The sequence below is a fragment of the Streptosporangium sandarakinum genome (genome assembly GCF_013409935.1).
Taxonomy (GTDB): Bacteria; Actinomycetota; Actinomycetes; order Streptosporangiales; family Streptosporangiaceae; genus Streptosporangium; species Streptosporangium nondiastaticum.
In genome coordinates this window covers 3,838,332-3,855,517 of sequence record NZ_JACCCO010000001.1, presented here as the reverse complement: position 1 = coordinate 3,855,517, position 17,186 = coordinate 3,838,332, and the positions used below count along the sequence as shown (strand labels likewise).

The following is a 17,186-nucleotide window of genomic DNA, read 5'->3' as shown; positions in this document are numbered from 1 at the left end:
GCCGCCCGGCCGCGGCAGTCCCTCCCGCCCGGCGCGCGCCGCGGACGGGTGAAAGTTGTCGGTCGATGCCGGTAGCGTGCGGCCATGGCTAAGAAGGTCGGCTATCGCTGTGGTGAGTGCGGTTGGCAGACCGCCAAGTGGGTGGGTCGCTGCGGTGAGTGCCAGGCCTGGGGCACCGTCGAGGAGGAGACCGCGCGCGCCGGCGTGCACGTCGCCTCCGCCGGGGCGGTGTCGGCCCCGGCCGTCCCGATCGGGCAGGTCAAGGCCGAGGTGGCGCACGCTCGCGGCACCGGCGTGCCCGAGCTCGACCGAGTGCTCGGCGGCGGCGTGGTGCCCGGCGCGGTGATCCTGCTGGCCGGGGAGCCCGGCATCGGCAAGTCCACGCTCCTGCTCGACGCCGCGGCGAAGATGGCCCGGCAGCAGACCGTGCTGTACATCACGGGCGAGGAGTCGGCCGCCCAGGTGCGGGTCCGGGCCGACCGGATCGGCGCGATCCAGGAGCACCTCTACCTCGCGGCCGAGACCGACCTGGGCGCCCTGGTCACGCACGTCGAGAAGGTCCGGCCCGACCTGCTCGTCGTCGACTCGGTGCAGACCATCGGCTCGGCCCAGGCGACCGGCGTGCCCGGCGGCGTCACCCAGGTCAGGGAGGTCGCGGGCAACCTGGTCCGGCTGGCCAAGGAGCGCGGCATGTCCACGGTCCTGGTCGGCCACGTCACCAAGGAGGGCTCGATCGCGGGCCCCCGCACGCTGGAGCACCTGGTCGACGTGGTGCTCCACTTCGAGGGCGACCGCCACTCCCGGCTCCGCATGGTCCGCGCGATCAAGAACCGCTACGGTCCCGTCGACGAGGTCGGCTGCTTCGACCTGCACGAGGACGGCATCGAGGGCATCGCCGACGCCAGCGGCCTGTTCGTCTCCCACCGCACCGACCCCGTGCCCGGCACGTGCGTCACCGTCACCCTGGAGGGCACCCGGCCGCTGCCCGCCGAGGTCCAGGCCCTCGTCGCCCGGACCGAGGCCCAGCAGCCGCGCCGCTCCACCTCGGGGCTCGACGCCTACCGCGTCACGATGGTGCTGGCCGTGCTGGAGCGGCGGCTCAACGCCAAGCTGGGCGGCTGCGACGTCTTCACCGCCACCGTGGGCGGCATCAAGCTCAACGACCCGGCGATCGACCTGTCGGTGATGCTCGCGGTGGCGAGCGCGGCCGGGGACAAGGCGCTGCCGTCCGGGCTGGTCGTGATGGGCGAGGTGGGCCTGGCCGGTGAGCTGCGCCCGGTGCGCGACGTACGGCGCCGCCTGTCGGAGGCCGCCCGGCTGGGCTTCACCCGCGCCCTCGTCCCGGCCGGCTCCCTGGACAGCGGGCGGCGCAAGGGCGCGGACCGCTCCCTGGTCCCGGTCGGCGGCCGGGCCGCGGGTTTCGCACCCGGCTTCGACGTCATCGAGGCGGAGAACGTCTGGGACGCGCTCACCCACGTCACCTGAGACTCCGGCTGAGGACCCGCTCTCTCCGGGTTCCGGTGAGGCTTCGTGGGTAAGCTGGGCCTGACGCGCAGACCACGGGGGTCAAGTGGCAACGACGTACAAAGGACTGGACGAGCGCCGCAGAGCCGTCCTGGCCGCCGTCGCACCGGGCACCGCCCTCCGCGACGGCCTGGAGCGCATCCTGCGCGGTCAGACGGGCGGCCTGATAGTGCTGGGCTACGACCGCACGGTCGAGGAGATCTGCAGCGGCGGCTTCGAGCTCGACGTCGAGTTCTCCGCGACGCGGCTGCGCGAGCTGGCCAAGATGGACGGCGCCATCGTGCTCAACTCCGGCGATCTACGGATCGTCCGCGCGGCCGTGCACCTGATGCCCGACCCGTCCCTCCCGACCGACGAGTCCGGCACCCGGCACCGCACCGCCCAGCGGGTGGCCGTGCAGACGTCCCTGCCGGTGATCACCCTCAGCAAGTCCATGCGGATCATCGCCCTCTATCTCGACGGCGTCCGCTACGTGCTGGAGGAGTCCGCGGCGATCCTCTCCCGGGCCAACCAGGCCCTGGCCACGCTGGAGCGCTACAAGCACCGCCTGGACGAGGTGTCCGGCACGCTCTCGGCGCTGGAGATCGAGGACCTGGTGACGGTCCGCGACGTCGCGGTGGTCGCCCAGCGCCTGGAGATGGTCCGGCGCATCTCCGAGGAGATCGCCGGATACGTCGTGGAGCTCGGCACCGACGGCCGCCTGCTCTCCCTGCAGTTCGACGAGCTGGTGGCCGGCACCGAGACCGACCGCGAGCTGATCGTGCGCGACTACCTCCCCACGGAGGGCCGCCGGCGCGGGTTCGCCGAGGCCCTGCACCACCTCGACGAGCTCTCCTCCAGCGACCTGCTCGACCTGTCCGTCGTCGCGCGGGTCCTCGGCCATCCGGGCAGCGACGCCCTGGACACCTCGGTGAGCCCCCGGGGCTACCGCCTGCTGGCCAAGGTCCCCCGCCTGCCGGGCACGGTCGTCGACCGCCTGGTCGACCAGTTCGGCAGCCTGCAGAAGCTCCTGGCCGCCAGCATCGGCGACCTCCAGGAGGTGGGCGGCGTCGGCGAGGCCCGGGCCCGCCACATCCGCGAGGGCCTCTCCCGTCTCGCCGAGTCCTCCATCCTGGAGCGCTACGTCTGACCCCGTCGCGGAACCGTACGGGCCGGAACCCGCCGGGCTTTTCCGTCACCTCAGGTGGAAGACCGCCCTGTCGCCCTTGAGGCTCGGGGTGCCGACCGCCGCGACGTACGTGCCCGGCCGGGCCGCCGCGCCCTCGACCGCGCAGTCGGCGCCCGACCGCCGGCGGTCCCAGACGACCTCCCGGACGTACGGCACGCCCCGCTCCAGCCGGTGGAAGTCGTCGGCCCCGCCGCTGACGCAGTCGGCGGAGGACCACACCCGGTCGGCGCCGGAGGTGATCCGCACCTCCATGGCCCGCGGCCCGACGTCGGCCCGGCACGGCGTCTGGCCGGTGTTGACGAGGGTGAGCAGGAACTTCGGCTGGACGCCCGGTCCGTAGATCTCCCCCGTCCCGCGCACGCTCAGCACGAGGTCGGCCGGGGAGCAGGAGCCGCCGGGCCGCCCGTCCGCTGAGGACGACGGCGACAGGGACGGTGACGGCGGGGACGGCGTCCCGGGGGAGGAGGTGACCGTCACGGTCGGCAGGGCGGCCGACACCGCGTCGGGACCGGCCGGCCGGTCGGCCGAGCCCTCCTTCCGCGGACGCTCCGGCTTGCTCGACGAGCAGGCCCAGGCCACGACGGCGACCACCACGAGCACGCCGATGAGCGCGACCACCCGGCGCCGCCAGTAGACGTCCGCCCCTATTCCGCTACGGAAAGTGTCCGGGTCCATGCGTACAGTATGGGGACCGTGGGTGGGGTGGCAGGGGAGACCCGCCGCTGTCACGCGTTTCGCGTCGGCGGGAAGGGGGCAGGCGGTCTCCGCCCCGCACTATCGTCGAAGCGTGCCCGAGTCGAACCCTCTCCTGGACCCCGTGCTCGGCTGGTACGCCGAGCACGCCCGCGACCTCCCCTGGCGGGCCCCCGGGGCCTCCCCCTGGTCGATCCTGGTCAGCGAGATCATGTTGCAGCAGACGCCCGTGGTCCGGGTGCTGCCCATCTGGACCGAGTGGATGGAGCGCTGGCCCACGCCCGCCGCCCTCGCCAAGGAGCCTCCCGGCGAGGCCGTGCGCCACTGGGGACGCCTCGGATACCCGCGCCGGGCGCTCAACCTGCACGCCTGCGCGCGGGCGATCACCGAGCGGCACGGCGGGGAGGTGCCGTCCGACCACGCCACCCTGCTGGCGCTGCCGGGCGTCGGCGAGTACACCGCGGCCGCGGTGGCCAGCTTCGCCTTCGGGGGCCGTCACGCGGTCCTGGACACCAACGTCAGGCGGGTCCTGGCGCGGGCCGTGCGGGGCGAGGAGTATCCACCGAAGGCGACCACGCCGCCCGAGCGCAGGCTCGCCGAGTCGCTGCTGCCCGGCCCGGACGAGGCGCCCGTCTGGGCGGTCGCCGTCATGGAGCTGGGCGCGCTGGTCTGCACGGCCCGGGCTCCGCGCTGCGCCGACTGCCCGGTCAGCGCGCTGTGCGCCTGGCGCCTGGCCGGCAAGCCGCCCTACGACGGGCCCGCCCGCCGGGGGCAGTCCTACGAGGGCACCGACCGCCAGTGCCGGGGGCGCCTGCTGGCGGTCCTGCGCCAGGCCCACGGCCCGGTCCCCAAGGCCGCCCTGGACGCGGTCTGGGAGAGCGACACACAGCGGGAACGCGCCCTGGACGGCCTCGTCGCCGACGGGCTGGCCGAGGTACTGGACGACGGCACCTACCGCCTGCCCGGCTGAACCGCCGACCGGCGCTCAGGCGGCCAGGCGCAGGCCGAGCGCGGTGAGGTTGGTGCGGGCCCAGTCGAGCTCGTCGGCGAGGGCGGTGACCAGCGCGCCGGGGCCCTTGGCACGGACCGGCACGGCCAGGTCGTGGGTTTCGACCTCGATGTGGGCGGTGCCGTTCACCGCGCCGGAGAGCATCGCGGTGAGGGTGTCCTCTAGGATCGAGCGGGTGCTCGGGAGCTCCCGGCGGGCGTCGCTCACGTGGTTGTGGACGTGACCGAGCTTCACCACCGGGGCGCCGGCGTCGGCCAGGCCGCGCAGCGCCGTGCCCGGCTCCTCCGCGCCGCCGGCGAGGTGACAGGCGTCCAGGCAGACGCCGAGGTGCTCGGAGTCGATGTCGCAGACCCGGTCGAGGGCCTGCTTGGTGGTCTCCAGCACGCAGCCGGGCCACGGCTCGAAGCCGACCCTGATGGTCTTGCCGGTGACGCTGTACAGGCCGCGCAGCTCACGCGAGAGACGCTCCAGGCGGCGGGTGGCGATCGCGTGCAGGTCGGACGGCCAGTCGCGGCGCCAGCCGATGGGGATGGTGGAGATGCTGCCGAAGCGGACGTCCTCCGGCAGCAGGAAGGCCAGGATCTTGGCCAGCGCCATCGTGTAGCGGTAGCGCTCGGGCTTGGCCCAGTCGGGGCCGGGGGCGTCCTGGTTGCGCCCGCCGGTGCCGTTGAGGCTGACGACCTCCAGGCCGCGCTCCTCCAGGGAGCGGCGCAGCCGTACCAGTTCGATCCGGTCGGCGATGAGGTGGTCGGCCACCCCCGGAGACAGCCAGAGGCCGACGCCCATCCGGTCGACGCCCAGGCGCTTGCGCACCGGCACCGCGTACCGGGTCAGGTGGGCGATGAGGTTCTCCAGGTCTTCAGCGGGATGCACGCCCGCGTTGTAGGACAGGTGAACGAGCGTCCCGTCCTCGTGCCGCAAACGCATCCGATGCCTCCAAGACGTGCTCTGTACGGCGATCCCGGACGCCCGCACGGAAACCCGAGCCGCGGGCCGGCGGGTCCTTTGCCGCCGAGGGTTCGACCGGATCCGCCGAGCTTCCCGCTTGGGCCCCGGTCCCCGCGTCATCCCCGGAGCCGATACGTCGGTACGTCGGCGGGCTGACGTCAGGACCGGTCACGACGTCGTGACCGCCGAACCAGGTCACGCCGATGAGCCGGCCGAATCACTCTACAGAGTGTAGTACTACTTACGGTGGCGGTATACCTTCTTCCGGAACAAAAGAGCGGACCCCGCCGTGAGACTGCTCACGGGGGGTCCGCTCAGAGTTGTGCCACCACGTCGCACCACCGCCGGATCGGCGCCGGGCCGGCGCCGATCCGGACCGGGTCAGTGCTGGATCGGCTCCGCGATCGCGGCCGCCGAGTCGGGGACCCGGTCGGTCGGCGCGGCCTCGCCGACGAAGACGAACTTGGCGGCGTCGCCCTCGCCCTCGATCGAGACCTTGACGATCTGGCCGGGACGGAGCTCGCCGTACAGGATCTTCTCCGACAGCGTGTCCTCCAGCTCGCGCTGGATCGTCCGGCGCAGCGGCCGGGCGCCCATCACCGGGTCGTAACCGCGGTCGGCCAGCAGCTTCTTGGCCTCCGGCGAGACCTCCAGGCCCATGTCGCGGTCCTTCAGACGCTCGGCGACCTGCGCCAGCATCAGGTCCACGATGCTGATGATCTCCTTCGGCGTGAGCTGGTGGAAGACCACGATGTCGTCGACGCGGTTGAGGAACTCGGGCCGGAAGTGCTGCTTGAGCTCCTCCTGCACCTTGGCCTTCATCCGGTCGTAGTTCGACTCGGTGTCGTTGGACTTCGCGAAGCCCACCCCGATGCCCTTGGAGATGTCCCGGGTGCCGAGGTTGGTCGTCATGATGATGACGGTGTTCTTGAAGTCCACCACGCGGCCCTGGGCGTCGGTCAGGCGACCGTCCTCCAGGATCTGCAGCAGCGAGTTGAAGATGTCCGGGTGGGCCTTCTCGATCTCGTCGAAGAGGACCACGGAGAACGGCTTGCGCCGCACCTTCTCGGTGAGCTGGCCGCCCTCCTCGTATCCGACGTAGCCGGGAGGCGAGCCGAACAGCCGGGAGACGGTGTGCTTCTCCATGAACTCGGACATGTCCAGCATGATCAGCGCGTCCTCGTCCCCGAACAGGAACTCGGCCAGCGTCTTGGACAGCTCGGTCTTACCGACGCCGGACGGGCCGGCGAAGATGAACGAGCCACCCGGGCGGCGCGGGTCCTTCAGACCGGCGCGGGTGCGGCGGATCGAGCGGGACAGGCCCTTGATGGCGTCGTCCTGGCCGATGATCCGCTTGTGCAGCTCGTCCTCCATGCGGAGCAGCCGCTGGGACTCCTCCTCGGTGAGCTTGAAGACCGGGATGCCGGTGGCGGTCGCCAGGACCTCGGCGATGAGCTCCTCGGTGACCTCGGCGACGACGTCCATGTCGCCGGCCTTCCACTCCTTCTCCCGGCGCTCACGCTTGAGCTGGAGCTGCTTCTCCTGGTCGCGCAGCGCGGCGGCCTTCTCGAAGTCCTGCGCGTCGATCGCGGACTCCTTGTCGCGCCGCACGTTGGCGATCTTCTCGTCGTACTCGCGCAGGTCCGGCGGCGCGGTCATGCGGCGGATGCGCATGCGCGAGCCGGCCTCGTCGATCAGGTCGATCGCCTTGTCGGGCAGGAACCGGTCGCTGATGTAGCGGTCGGCGAGCTGCGCGGCGGCCACGAGGGCGCCGTCGGTGATCGAGACCCGGTGGTGGGCCTCGTAACGGTCGCGCAGGCCCTTGAGGATCTCGATCGTGTGGCTGAGGCTGGGCTCGGCCACCTGGATCGGCTGGAAGCGGCGCTCCAGCGCGGCGTCCTTCTCCAGGTGCTTGCGGTACTCGTCGAGGGTGGTGGCGCCGATGGTCTGCAGCTCGCCGCGGGCCAGCATCGGCTTGAGGATGCTGGCGGCGTCGATCGCGCCCTCCGCGGCGCCCGCGCCCACGAGCGTGTGCAGCTCGTCGATGAACAGGATGATGTCGCCGCGGGTGCGGATCTCCTTGAGCACCTTCTTGAGGCGCTCCTCGAAGTCACCGCGGTAGCGGGAGCCCGCCACCAGCGCGCCGAGGTCCAGGGTGTAGAGCTGCTTGTCCTTGAGCGTCTCGGGAACCTCGCCCTTGACGATCTTCTGGGACAGGCCCTCGACGACGGCGGTCTTGCCGACGCCGGGCTCACCCACCAGGACCGGGTTGTTCTTGGTCCTCCGGGAGAGGACCTGCATGACCCGCTCGATCTCCTTGTCGCGGCCGATGACCGGGTCGAGCTTGCCCTCACGGGCGGCCTGCGTCAGGTTGCGGCCGAACTGGTCCAGCACAAGGGAGGTCGACGGCGCCGACTCCTGCGGACCGCCCGCGGCGGCCGGCTCCTTGCCCTGGTAACCGTGGAGCAACTGGATCACCTGCTGCCGGACGCGGTTGAGGTCCGCCCCCAGCTTCACCAGCACCTGGGCTGCCACGCCCTCGCCCTCACGGATGAGGCCGAGCAGGATGTGCTCGGTGCCGATGTAGTTGTGTCCCAGCTGCAAGGCCTCTCGGAGCGACAGCTCAAGGACCTTCTTGGCGCGCGGGGTGAAGGGAATGTGCCCCGAAGGCGCGGACTGTCCCTGGCCGATGATCTCCTCGACCTGCTGACGCACACCTTCGAGGCTGATGCCGAGGCTCTCCAGAGCCTTGGCGGCAACGCCTTCACCTTCATGGATCAAGCCAAGAAGAATGTGCTCCGTACCGATGTAGTTGTGGTTGAGCATCCGGGCCTCTTCTTGGGCCAGGACGACAACCCGCCGTGCGCGGTCGGTGAACCTCTCGAACATCTCGTCGCTCCTCACAGAGCGGTCAGGCAGGTCCGGGATATCCGGGCCCTGTCATCCCGCATGGTAGCCCCGCCCAGACGACCGCTCTATGAACGAGACGTTCCCCGGGAGCAGGGCGTTCACCCTCCATCCAACTACTTACCGGGGGTGAGATGTTCCCGCTACGCCGCAAGCGAACGACGTTTATAGACGATCAAACGCGCCATGCGGTCATGGCCGCCACCGGACCCCACCGTGGCCGCCATAACCGCATGATTCAACGATCCCGCGAGCAGTCGCGCGACACTCGCTAGTGAGCCGCTTCGTACTGCTCGACGATCTTGGAGGCGATACGGCCGCGCTCGCTGACATTAAGGCCGTGCGACTTCGCCCAAGCCCGGATGTCGGCACTCTTCTCCCGCGTGAGAGCCCTGCTGCCGCCGGCGCGGCGGCGACGCGGAGCCGCGCCGGAACGGCGGGCGCTCTGCACGAAAGGCGACAGGGAGTCGCGGAGCTTCTTCGCGTTTACTTCACTGAGATCAATCTCGTAGCTCGTGCCGTCAATCGCGAAGGCGACCGTCTCATTGGCCTCGCCCCCATCGAGGTCGTCGATGAGAATCTCCTGGATCTGCTTGGCCATCTACGCAATCCTTTCGCGGAGTATTGTTTCATTCGCTAGCCAAACATATACCCGCCATCGGGGGGCGGCAATTCCGGGACCCCGGCGATTCTCCTGGGAACCCGACCGGAACCGGACGGCCGCGATCATCCGTCCTGGGACCCGGCGGTCTCCTCCCGTTTTGCCGGACGCCGGCCGGCGGCTTCACTGCGAAGAAGCTTGACCACTCCGTAGATGAAGGCCCCGCCGACGACCACCGGGGGTATCAACGCGGACAATACGTCGTTCATTCGTCCTCGCTCCGCAGCGTGGGTGACTTTCTGGGGACCGTGGAATTCCCGGGACGGCGTGGCCCGCCCGCGGACAGGAAGCCGCCGGGACCGTGGGCGCCCGCCCAGGGACGACCTTAGCGTCACCGGGGGGCGGCACGGGCCCCCGGGACCGCCCATCTCCACCTTAATGCTTCTCTCCAGCCGTCTTACCGGTTGCCGTCCGTAAAGCCGAGGGGAAAAAACCGACAGGACGATCATCTGATGATCACTCCGCCGAAAAACCAATGTCAACTACAGCCACTTGACAGCGACCCCCTCCCGACGACCCCGGAAACCCCCTGCTCACAAGGGTTTTCCGGCCGTAACAGAAAAGATCTTGCCGAAGCTCCGGATCATCATCGCCGGGTCGGCGGCGGTAATGTCAAGAGGACGGGAACACCCGGGTAGCCCCGCCGGGCCTCGCCCTCTTCGGTGCGCGGCCGGTTCCGCGGTACGCCTTCGTCCCGCGGAACAAGACGGATCTTCATCGCTTTCTTCCCAAGCCTACGGCCCCCCGGGCGCAAGGAACATAGTCGTAGCCCTTATAACCACCAAACCGCCGGGCCGGTGACGCCCCGCTAACCCGGGCCGGATCCGCGAGAACGCCTTCCCGGGCGCGACGGGAAGGCGCACCGGCATTCCCCCGCCGGGCCGGGAGAAGACGCGGGAAGTCGCGGGCGGCCGCGGCACGGCCCGCCCGTCGTCCGCCATTCGCCGGACGTCACGGAAGTTCCCCCGGTAACTGTCACCCCATTGACGCCCGATAGGCACCCGGCGTGACGGCACGGCCGATCCACGGGGTTTGTCGTGACCGGACGCACACTTGGAAGGCTCCATAACGCCCTCCCCGGGGAAGCCCGGAAGAAGGCCCACAACGCCCCGCACGGACACGCCCGGGTTCACACCCCGCCACAACCGCCTCCGGACGCCGTTACCGTCCCTTCCGGAGTGCCGTTACCCCGCTCGTTTCCCTCCACACACGAAAAAACGGGGCCGGCGGTTCAACCCGCCGGCCCCGTTTTTCGGGAACTGCCGGAACTACCTGGTCTTCACGACCGTCGTGGCGGCGGCCTTGTCGTGCAGGCACTGGTGCAGCGGCTTGTCCCACAGCTGCCAGAGCACGTTCACCAGGGAGAAGATCCCGATGATGAAGCCCACGAAGGGAATGCCGCGCAGTATGGACGGGCCCCACAGGACGCCCGCCCGGCTCATGGCCTTGTTCGAGGGGAGCCCCTCGGCCTGGGGCGTCCCGCCGACCGGCACGACCTTGATGCCCATGGCCATCTTGCCGACGGTCTGCCCCTTCGCCTTCAGCATCAGGAACTCGTAGACGAAGTAGATCAGCCCGCCGACGAGGCCGGTGAGGAAGGTGGCGAGGAACGTCCCGCTCCCGACGCTGTACTCCCCGGTCTCCATGTTGAAGGACGGGGCGGTGACCAGGATCCCGGTCAGCACGAGCGTGATGACGAACGTGGGGATCGCCAGGATCAGGGCGTCGATGATGCGGGCGACCAGGCGCTGCCACCACTCGGCGAGCGGGGCCGACACGCCCGGGGCGTGGCCGCCGCCCCACTGCGGGGTGTAGCCCTGCTGGCCGTACGCCTGCTGCTGGTCGTAGGAGGGCTGCTGGCCGTACCCCGGCTGAGCGCCGTAGCCCTGCTGGCCGTACGCCTGCTGCTGGTCGTAGGAGGGCTGCTGGCCGTACTGCGGCTGCCCGCCCTGGCCGTAGGCGCCCTGGTCGTAGGAGGGCTGCTGGCCGTAGCCGCCGGGCTGGGAGTTCTGCTGGCCGTAGGACGGCTGCTGGCCGTACCCCGGCTGGGAGGCCTGCTGACCGTACTGCTGCTGGTCGTACGACGGCTGCTGGCCGTAGCCGGGCTGGGCGCCCTGGCCGTACGCCTGCTGCTGGTCGTAGGACGGCTGCTGGCCGTACCCCGGCTGGGAACCCTGCTGGCCGTACGCTCCCGGCTGGGCGCCCTGCTGGCCGTACTGCTGCTGGTCGTACGACGGCTGCTGGCCGTAGCCGGGCTGCCCGCCCTGGCCGTAACCCGGCTGGGAGCCCTGCTGCCCGTAGGACGGCTGCTGGCCGTAGCCCGGGGCGCCCTGCTGGCCGTACGCCTGCTGCTGGTCGTAGGACGGCTGCTGGCCGTACCCCGGCTGGGAACCCTGCTGGCCGTAGGCGCCCTGGTCGTACGACGGCTGCTGACCGCCGTACCCCGGCTGTCCGCCCTGGCCGTAGGCGCCGGGCTGACCGTAGCCGGGCTGGCCCTGTCCCGGACCGGTGTTGTCCGTCCGATATCCCACGATTGTCGCGTCGGGATCGTGTTCGTCGGGGCCTCTGCCCATGTCGTGCGAGCCGTATCCGGAGTGTCCCGACGGTGTGCGGTCGCGGTCGGGATCATCCTGCGGATACGGCGGCTGTCCGGTGGTCACCGCGTCACCTCACTTCGACTACGCATGTGGCGCGTTCAAGACTCACATGCACGTTGCAGCACAAGGTATCGAGATAGGCGTCCGAGAGTCACCTTTTGTCACAGTCGTAACCTGGGTCACCGGGTCAGAGCTCGGGCGGCAGATGGAGCAACATCCGCGTGTTTCCCAAGGTGTTCGGCTTGACGTGCTCCAGATCGAGGAACTCGGCGACGCCCTCGTCATAGGAGGCGAGCAATTCGGCGTAGACCTCGGGCGAGACGGGCGTGCCCTGGATCCGCCGGAAACCGTGGCGGGTGAAGAAGTCCACCTCGAAGGTGAGGCAGAAGACCCTCCGCAGGCCGAGCTCGCCGGCCGTGCGGATCAGCGCCGAGACGATCAGATGGCCGATGCCCCGGCCCCGGCACTCCGGATCGACGGCGACGGTGCGGATCTCGGCGAGGTCCTCCCACAGGACGTGCAGCGCCCCGCAGCCCACGACGGCCCCGTCCCGCTCGGCCACCCAGAACTCCTGGACGTCCTCGTACAGGGTGACCGTGGCCTTCTCCAGCAGCCGCGGCCCGGCGCCGCCGTAGGTGTCGACCAGCCGCCGGATCGCCCGCACGTCCGGCGTGCGGGCGCGGCGGACCGTGATTCCAGCGGACCCGGTGGACCCGGCCGTCGTCCCGGTTTCGCGCTCCCGGGCCCCCGGCGCCGGGGAGTGTCCCGCAACCTGCTCCATGACCGATCAGCGTACGTCCTCGGCGCACCCCCATTACGGTCCAGCCGTAACTTCCGTCACAACGGCACCGCCCGGCGCACGGTGTCACCGCCGTCCCGCCCGGCCGGAAACGCCGGTGACGGCGGCCATTCACCCTCGGCATGGACCGGGAACTGCGATGACATAGGCGGTATGCCGCTCGGAACGGCATAGGTCCAGGTTGACAGGTACCTGGATCATGAAAGTATGTGATCCGCCCGTGACTTTCCGGTTGTGAAAGCTCTACCGAGTTTGTGGTTCTGGTTGAGCATGAACCTCCAATTGCACTAATGTCCGTGCTCGATGTCAGCGTCCCCCGAAAAGCTGACCCGCCGAATCCCCGGACCCGGGGAGCCGGGGACCCACCCTCCACGCGTCCCCAGGGGTGAATCCGAGCCGCCACCGGCGCGCTCGGTAGGGCTGCCTCCGGCCCGAACCCGTCAGCTAACCCGGTAGGCGGCCACGAGAGGAGCCTGTTGGTGAAGCGCACGCCGAGCCGTGGCAGTAGGCGTCCGGCCGGACACGTCCCGATGCGGGAGCGCGCCTCCCGCCGCCTTCCCGGCCGGGCGGCGTTCATCGGGTTGGCGCTCACCCTCCTCGCCGTCGGCGCCCCCCTGACGTCCGCCGGCGCGGACCCGAAGCCCGACCTCCAGCAGCTCGCCAAGCAGGTCGAGAAGCTCCACGTCGAGGTCGAGACGCTCAGCGAGCAGTACAACGGCGCGCGGGTGAAGCTCAAGCAGGCGCAGCGCGCCGCCGAGGTGGCCAAGAAGAACCTGTCCGCCAGCGAGACGGAGCTGGAGTCCCGGCGCGCCAAGGCCACCCTCCTCGCGCAGAGCGCCTACATGTCGGGGGGCCTGGGCTCCACGCTCGCCTTCACCCAGTCGAGCGACCCCGACTCCTTCCTCGACCAGGCCACCACCAGCTACGCCCTCCAGCAGCGGCAGAGCGAGGAGGTCGCCCAGGTCGCCCGGGCGCTCAAGGTCGCCGAGCAGGCCCGGGCCGGCGCCACCGCCCGGTCCGCCGAGGTCAAGAAACTCCTGGGGGAGCTCGGCGACAAGCGCTCCAAGATCGAGCGTCTGGTCGGCAGGTTGGAGAGCAGCCTCTACCGGGAGGTCCGCGACCGCGCCGAGAACATGCGCGGCCGGGCCACCAGGCTCAGCGTTCCGATCGTGGGCCAGGGCAAGGCCGCCGAGGCGGTGCGCTGGGCGCTCACCCAGCAGCTCAAGCCGTATGTCTGGGGCGCCGAGGGGCCCAACTCCTTCGACTGCTCGGGCCTGGTCATGTGGGCCTACCAGAAGGTCGGCATCAGCCTGCCCCACTACACCGGTGACCAGTGGACCGCCGGCACCCACGTCTCCCGGGACGACCTGCGCCCCGGCGACCTGGTCTTCTTCTACAGCGACCTGCACCACGTCGGGATCTACGTCGGCGCCGGCCTGATGGTCCACGCCCCGCAGACCGGCGACGTGGTCCGCATCGCGCCCATGGGCAACCGGCCCTTCGCCGGGGGCGTGCGCGTCGCCGACTGAACCCGGCCGAACATACGGATTGAACCCGGCCGGGCGTACGGCCGAACTCGGCCGGGTCCACGGCTGAGCCGGCCGGGCGTAGGACGTCAGATCAGGCGGCGGCGGGCGGCCCAGGCCACGGCCTCGATCGCGGTCGCCACGCCGATGCGGTCGCAGATCCCGCGCAGCCTGCGCCGGACCGTCCGGCCGCTGATGTCGAGGCGGCGGCCCACCCTGTCGACGGTGACGCCCTTGGCCAGCTCGGCCAGGAGCACGAGATCCTCCTCGCTGAGATCGATATCCTCCGTACCCGGAAGGCTTTCGCCGCGGCGGGAATCCACTTCCGGATATGCCATCTAGCCACTCCCCCCGCAACGGGACTCAGGCGTGAGCACGCTGGAATCGATGTCGCCCGTCAGGAACGGTAAACGCCCCGTTCAAAGGTCGTCAAGCTCTGCTCTTCATAGAGGTGATGCGCACTATTGACAGAGCAGGCGTTACATGAAGTACTCATGATATGTCGGGCCCATTGTGATTAAGAGGCAGCCGGCCCGGAAGTCGTGCCGCCGAACCGCCGTCGCATCCGAGGTCATCGCCATGATCCGCCCTGCGGAACCGTGCCGCGGGCCACGCCGCGGGGCCAGCCGCCGGGACGAGCCGTACGGCCGCCGCACTCCGCATTTCCCCGGAAAAACGACCTGCTCGGCGCGCGTCGCGCATCCCCGTCGACCGCGGGCCCTCGGCCGCTTCCCCTGACGGCGCCGAGAAAATCACCGGGCAATGGATGTCGGATGAAACCGGCTTTCCGGCATTCCCGGGGGGGCGGATCGCCCGTCATCCGGATCGTCGGCGAAATGACGCCTCCGCGCCACGGGAAGCCACGGCAGGCACGAGAAGACGCGGGAAGCCAGGGGAAGGTGCGAGAAGACGCGGGAAGGCGCAGGAAGGTGCGCCGGAAACCACCGGGCGACCGGGGCTCCCGGGCAACGGAACGAGCCCGCGGCCCATGGGGACCGCGGGCTCGTCCGGCGGGACCGGCCGGCCCGACCGGGCCGGCGACGCTCAGCCGGTGGGCTTGACCAGCGGGAACAGGATGGTGTCGCGGATGTTCTTGCCGGTGAAGGCCATGACGAGGCGGTCCACGCCGACCCCCACGCCGCCGGTGGGCGGCATGCCGTACTCCAGGGCGGTGAGGAAGTCCTCGTCGAGCTGCATGGCCTCGGGGTCGCCGCCCGCGGCGAGCAGCGACTGCTCGGTGAGGCGGCGGCGCTGCTCGATCGGGTCGCTCAGCTCCGAGTAGCCGGTGCCGAGCTCGGTGCCGAACCCGATCAGGTCCCACTTCTCGGTGAGCAGCGGGTTGTCCCGGTGCGTCCGGGCCAGCGGGGAGGTCTCCAGCGGGTAGTCCATGACGAACGTGGGCTGGATGAGGGTGTGCTCGACCAGCTCCTCGAAGAGCTCCTGGACGAGCTTGCCCTGACCCCACTTCGGGTCCCAGCGGAGGTCGCGCGCGTCGGCGAGCTTGCGCACGTGCTCCAGCGGCGTCTCGGTCGTCACCTCCTCGCCCAGCGCCTCCGAGACCGACCCGTAGACGGTGATCCGCGGCCACTCCGGCAGGCTCAGGTCGATCTCCTGCCCCTCGTGGACCACCACGGAGTGGCCGAGCGCGGCCACGACCGCGCTCTGGATCATCCGCTGGGTCAGGTCGGCGATGCCGTTGTAGTCGAGATAGGTGCCGTAGGCCTCCATCATCGTGAACTCGGGGTTGTGCGTGGCGTCCGCGCCCTCGTTGCGGAAGTTGCGGTTGATCTCGAAGACCTTCTCGATGCCGCCCACCACGAGCCGCTTGAGGTAGAGCTCGATCGCGATGCGGAGGTAGAGCTCCATGTCGTAGGCGTTGATGTGCGTCTTGAACGGCCGGGCCGAAGCGCCGCCGTGGATGCGCTGCAGCATCGGCGTCTCGACCTCGAGGTAGCCCTCGCCGTGCCAGAAGTCGCGGATCGCCCGCACGACGGCGCTGCGGGTGTAGGCCATCTTCCGCGCCTCGTCGTTGACGACGAGGTCCACGTAGCGCTGGCGGACCCGCGCCTCGGGGTCGGTCAGGCCGACGTGCTTCTCCGGCAGCGGGCGCAGGCACTTGGAGGTGATCGCCCAGCTGTCGGCGAGGATGGACAGCTCGCCCCGGCGGGAGGTGATGACCTCGCCCTCGATGCCGATCTGGTCACCGAGGTCGACGTCGCGCTTCCACGCGGCCAGGGACTCCTCACCCACCTTGTCCAGGGAGATCATGACCTGGAGGTCGGCGGAGCCGTCGCGGATGGTGGCGAAGCAGAGCTTGCCGCCCGTCCGGGACAGCATGACGCGGCCGGTGACGCCCACTTTGTCGCCGGTCGCGGTGTCAGCGGCGAGATCAGCGTATTTTTCGCGGATCTCGCCGTTGGTCGCGGTGCGCGGGAAGGTCACCGGGTAGGGATCGACACCCTCGGCGCGGAGGCGGTCGAGCTTCTCCCGGCGCACGCGCATCTGCTCGGGCAGATCGTCGGCTGGGTTCGTCAGGTCAGCGGTCACACAGCCAAGGGTACCGATGTCCGGCTAGGAAACGTTTCTGTTATAGATCAGCCTGAGCCCGATCAAAGTGAGCCACGGCTCATGGACGTCGATCGAGTGGGCCTCCCCCACCACGAGCTGCGCCGCGCTGCCGGTGGCGACGACCGTGACCTCGTCGGGGTCGTCGGCCAGCTCGGCCGTCATCCGCTCGACGATCCCGTCCACCTGCCCGGCGAAGCCGTAGATGATGCCGGCCTGGAGCGCCTCGACGGTGTTCTTGGCGATCACCGAGCGCGGCCGGACCAGCTCCACCTTGTGCAGCTGCGCGCCGGCCGCCGCCAGGGCGTCCACCGAGATCTCGATGCCGGGCGCGGTGACCGCGCCGACGTACTCGCCCTTGGCGGAGACGGCGTCGAAGGAGGTCGCGGTGCCGAAGTCGACGATCACGCAGGGCCCGCCGTACAGGTTGATGGCGGCGAGCGCGTTGACGATGCGGTCGCTGCCGACCTCCTTGGGGTTGTCCATCCTGACGGGCACGCCGGTGCGGACGCCGGGCTCGACGATCACGGCGTTGACGTCGCCGTAGTAGCGGCGGCACATCTCCCGCATCTCGTTGAGCACCGACGGCACCGTGGAGCAGATGACGATGCCGTCGACGTCGGTGCCCTTGAGCAGCGGCGACTGGCCGAGCAGGCCCTGCAGCACCACGGCTATCTCATCGGCCGTGCGCCGGGCGTCGGTGGCGATGCGCCAGTGCTCGATGACCTCCTCGCCCTCGAACAGGCCGAGAACGGTGTGGGTGTTGCCGACGTCGATGGCGAGCAGCAT

General features: G+C 70.2%; 13 protein-coding genes and 1 riboswitch. Of the genes, 4 read left to right on the top strand and 9 right to left on the bottom strand.

The features are described 5' to 3' along the window. Positions 1–84 precede the first annotated feature (84 nt). Together radA and disA are read left to right on the top strand one after the other, a co-directional pair. Positions 85–1,485 carry a DNA repair protein RadA gene (radA, locus tag HDA43_RS17440; protein ID WP_179822042.1) on the top strand — a complete coding sequence of 467 codons (1,401 nt, stop codon included), beginning with the start codon at positions 85–87 and terminating at the stop codon, positions 1,483–1,485. A gap of 85 nt (positions 1,486–1,570) precedes the next feature. Continuing rightward, entirely contained in the window at positions 1,571–2,653 is a 1,083-nt protein-coding gene (disA, locus tag HDA43_RS17435) for a DNA integrity scanning diadenylate cyclase DisA (protein ID WP_179822040.1), read from the top strand. A 45-nt stretch (positions 2,654–2,698) separates the two neighbouring features. On the opposite strand, the gene HDA43_RS17430 is transcribed toward disA, so the two are convergent. Further along, on the bottom strand, positions 2,699–3,367 hold the full coding sequence (locus HDA43_RS17430) for a hypothetical protein (RefSeq protein ID WP_179822038.1): 669 nt from the start codon (positions 3,365–3,367) through the stop codon (positions 2,699–2,701). A gap of 112 nt (positions 3,368–3,479) precedes the next feature. On the opposite strand from HDA43_RS17430, the gene HDA43_RS17425 reads away from it, so the two are divergent. Next, positions 3,480–4,355, top strand: coding sequence for an HhH-GPD family protein (locus tag HDA43_RS17425; RefSeq protein WP_312873343.1), 876 nt, complete (start codon positions 3,480–3,482; stop codon positions 4,353–4,355). A gap of 15 nt (positions 4,356–4,370) precedes the next feature. Here HDA43_RS17425 and HDA43_RS17420 read toward each other — a convergent pair whose 3' ends face one another. The 5 genes from HDA43_RS17420 to HDA43_RS17400 all read right to left on the bottom strand — a co-directional run bounded on the left by HDA43_RS17420 (position 4,371) and on the right by HDA43_RS17400 (position 12,288). After that, positions 4,371–5,321, bottom strand: a complete 951-nt coding sequence (locus HDA43_RS17420; RefSeq protein ID WP_179822033.1) for a sugar phosphate isomerase/epimerase family protein — start codon at positions 5,319–5,321, stop codon at positions 4,371–4,373. A gap of 402 nt (positions 5,322–5,723) precedes the next feature. After that, a complete protein-coding gene (locus tag HDA43_RS17415; RefSeq protein WP_179822031.1) occupies positions 5,724–8,231 on the bottom strand; it encodes an ATP-dependent Clp protease ATP-binding subunit in 2,508 nt (835 codons plus the stop codon). 289 nt (positions 8,232–8,520) lie between these two features. Beyond that, positions 8,521–8,850: a histone-like nucleoid-structuring protein Lsr2 gene (locus HDA43_RS17410; RefSeq protein WP_179822029.1), complete on the bottom strand. Its 330-nt coding sequence runs from the start codon at positions 8,848–8,850 to the stop codon at positions 8,521–8,523. 1,328 nt (positions 8,851–10,178) lie between these two features. Then, entirely contained in the window at positions 10,179–11,570 is a 1,392-nt protein-coding gene (locus tag HDA43_RS17405; RefSeq protein WP_179822025.1) for an RDD family protein, read from the bottom strand. A gap of 124 nt (positions 11,571–11,694) precedes the next feature. Continuing rightward, positions 11,695–12,288 carry an amino-acid N-acetyltransferase gene (locus HDA43_RS17400; protein ID WP_246424018.1) on the bottom strand — a complete coding sequence of 198 codons (594 nt, stop codon included), beginning with the start codon at positions 12,286–12,288 and terminating at the stop codon, positions 11,695–11,697. A gap of 338 nt (positions 12,289–12,626) precedes the next feature. Then, a riboswitch (cyclic di-AMP (ydaO/yuaA leader) is annotated at positions 12,627–12,780 on the top strand. Between the two features lie 5 nt (positions 12,781–12,785). Here HDA43_RS17400 and HDA43_RS17395 point away from each other — a divergent pair. Further along, entirely contained in the window at positions 12,786–13,835 is a 1,050-nt protein-coding gene (locus HDA43_RS17395) for a C40 family peptidase (RefSeq protein ID WP_312873342.1), read from the top strand. Between the two features lie 86 nt (positions 13,836–13,921). Here the strand turns inward: HDA43_RS17395 and HDA43_RS17390 are convergent, their stop codons facing one another. The 3 genes from HDA43_RS17390 to HDA43_RS17380 form a co-directional block, all read right to left on the bottom strand. Next, a complete protein-coding gene (locus HDA43_RS17390; RefSeq protein WP_362799447.1) occupies positions 13,922–14,089 on the bottom strand; it encodes a helix-turn-helix domain-containing protein in 168 nt (55 codons plus the stop codon). A 787-nt stretch (positions 14,090–14,876) separates the two neighbouring features. Next, positions 14,877–16,379 (bottom strand): bifunctional lysylphosphatidylglycerol synthetase/lysine--tRNA ligase LysX, encoded by a 1,503-nt coding sequence (gene lysX, locus HDA43_RS17385; RefSeq protein ID WP_179822020.1) that lies wholly within the window; start codon positions 16,377–16,379, stop codon positions 14,877–14,879. Between the two features lie 24 nt (positions 16,380–16,403). Then, positions 16,404–17,186, bottom strand: coding sequence for a type III pantothenate kinase (locus HDA43_RS17380; protein WP_179822017.1), 783 nt, complete (start codon positions 17,184–17,186; stop codon positions 16,404–16,406).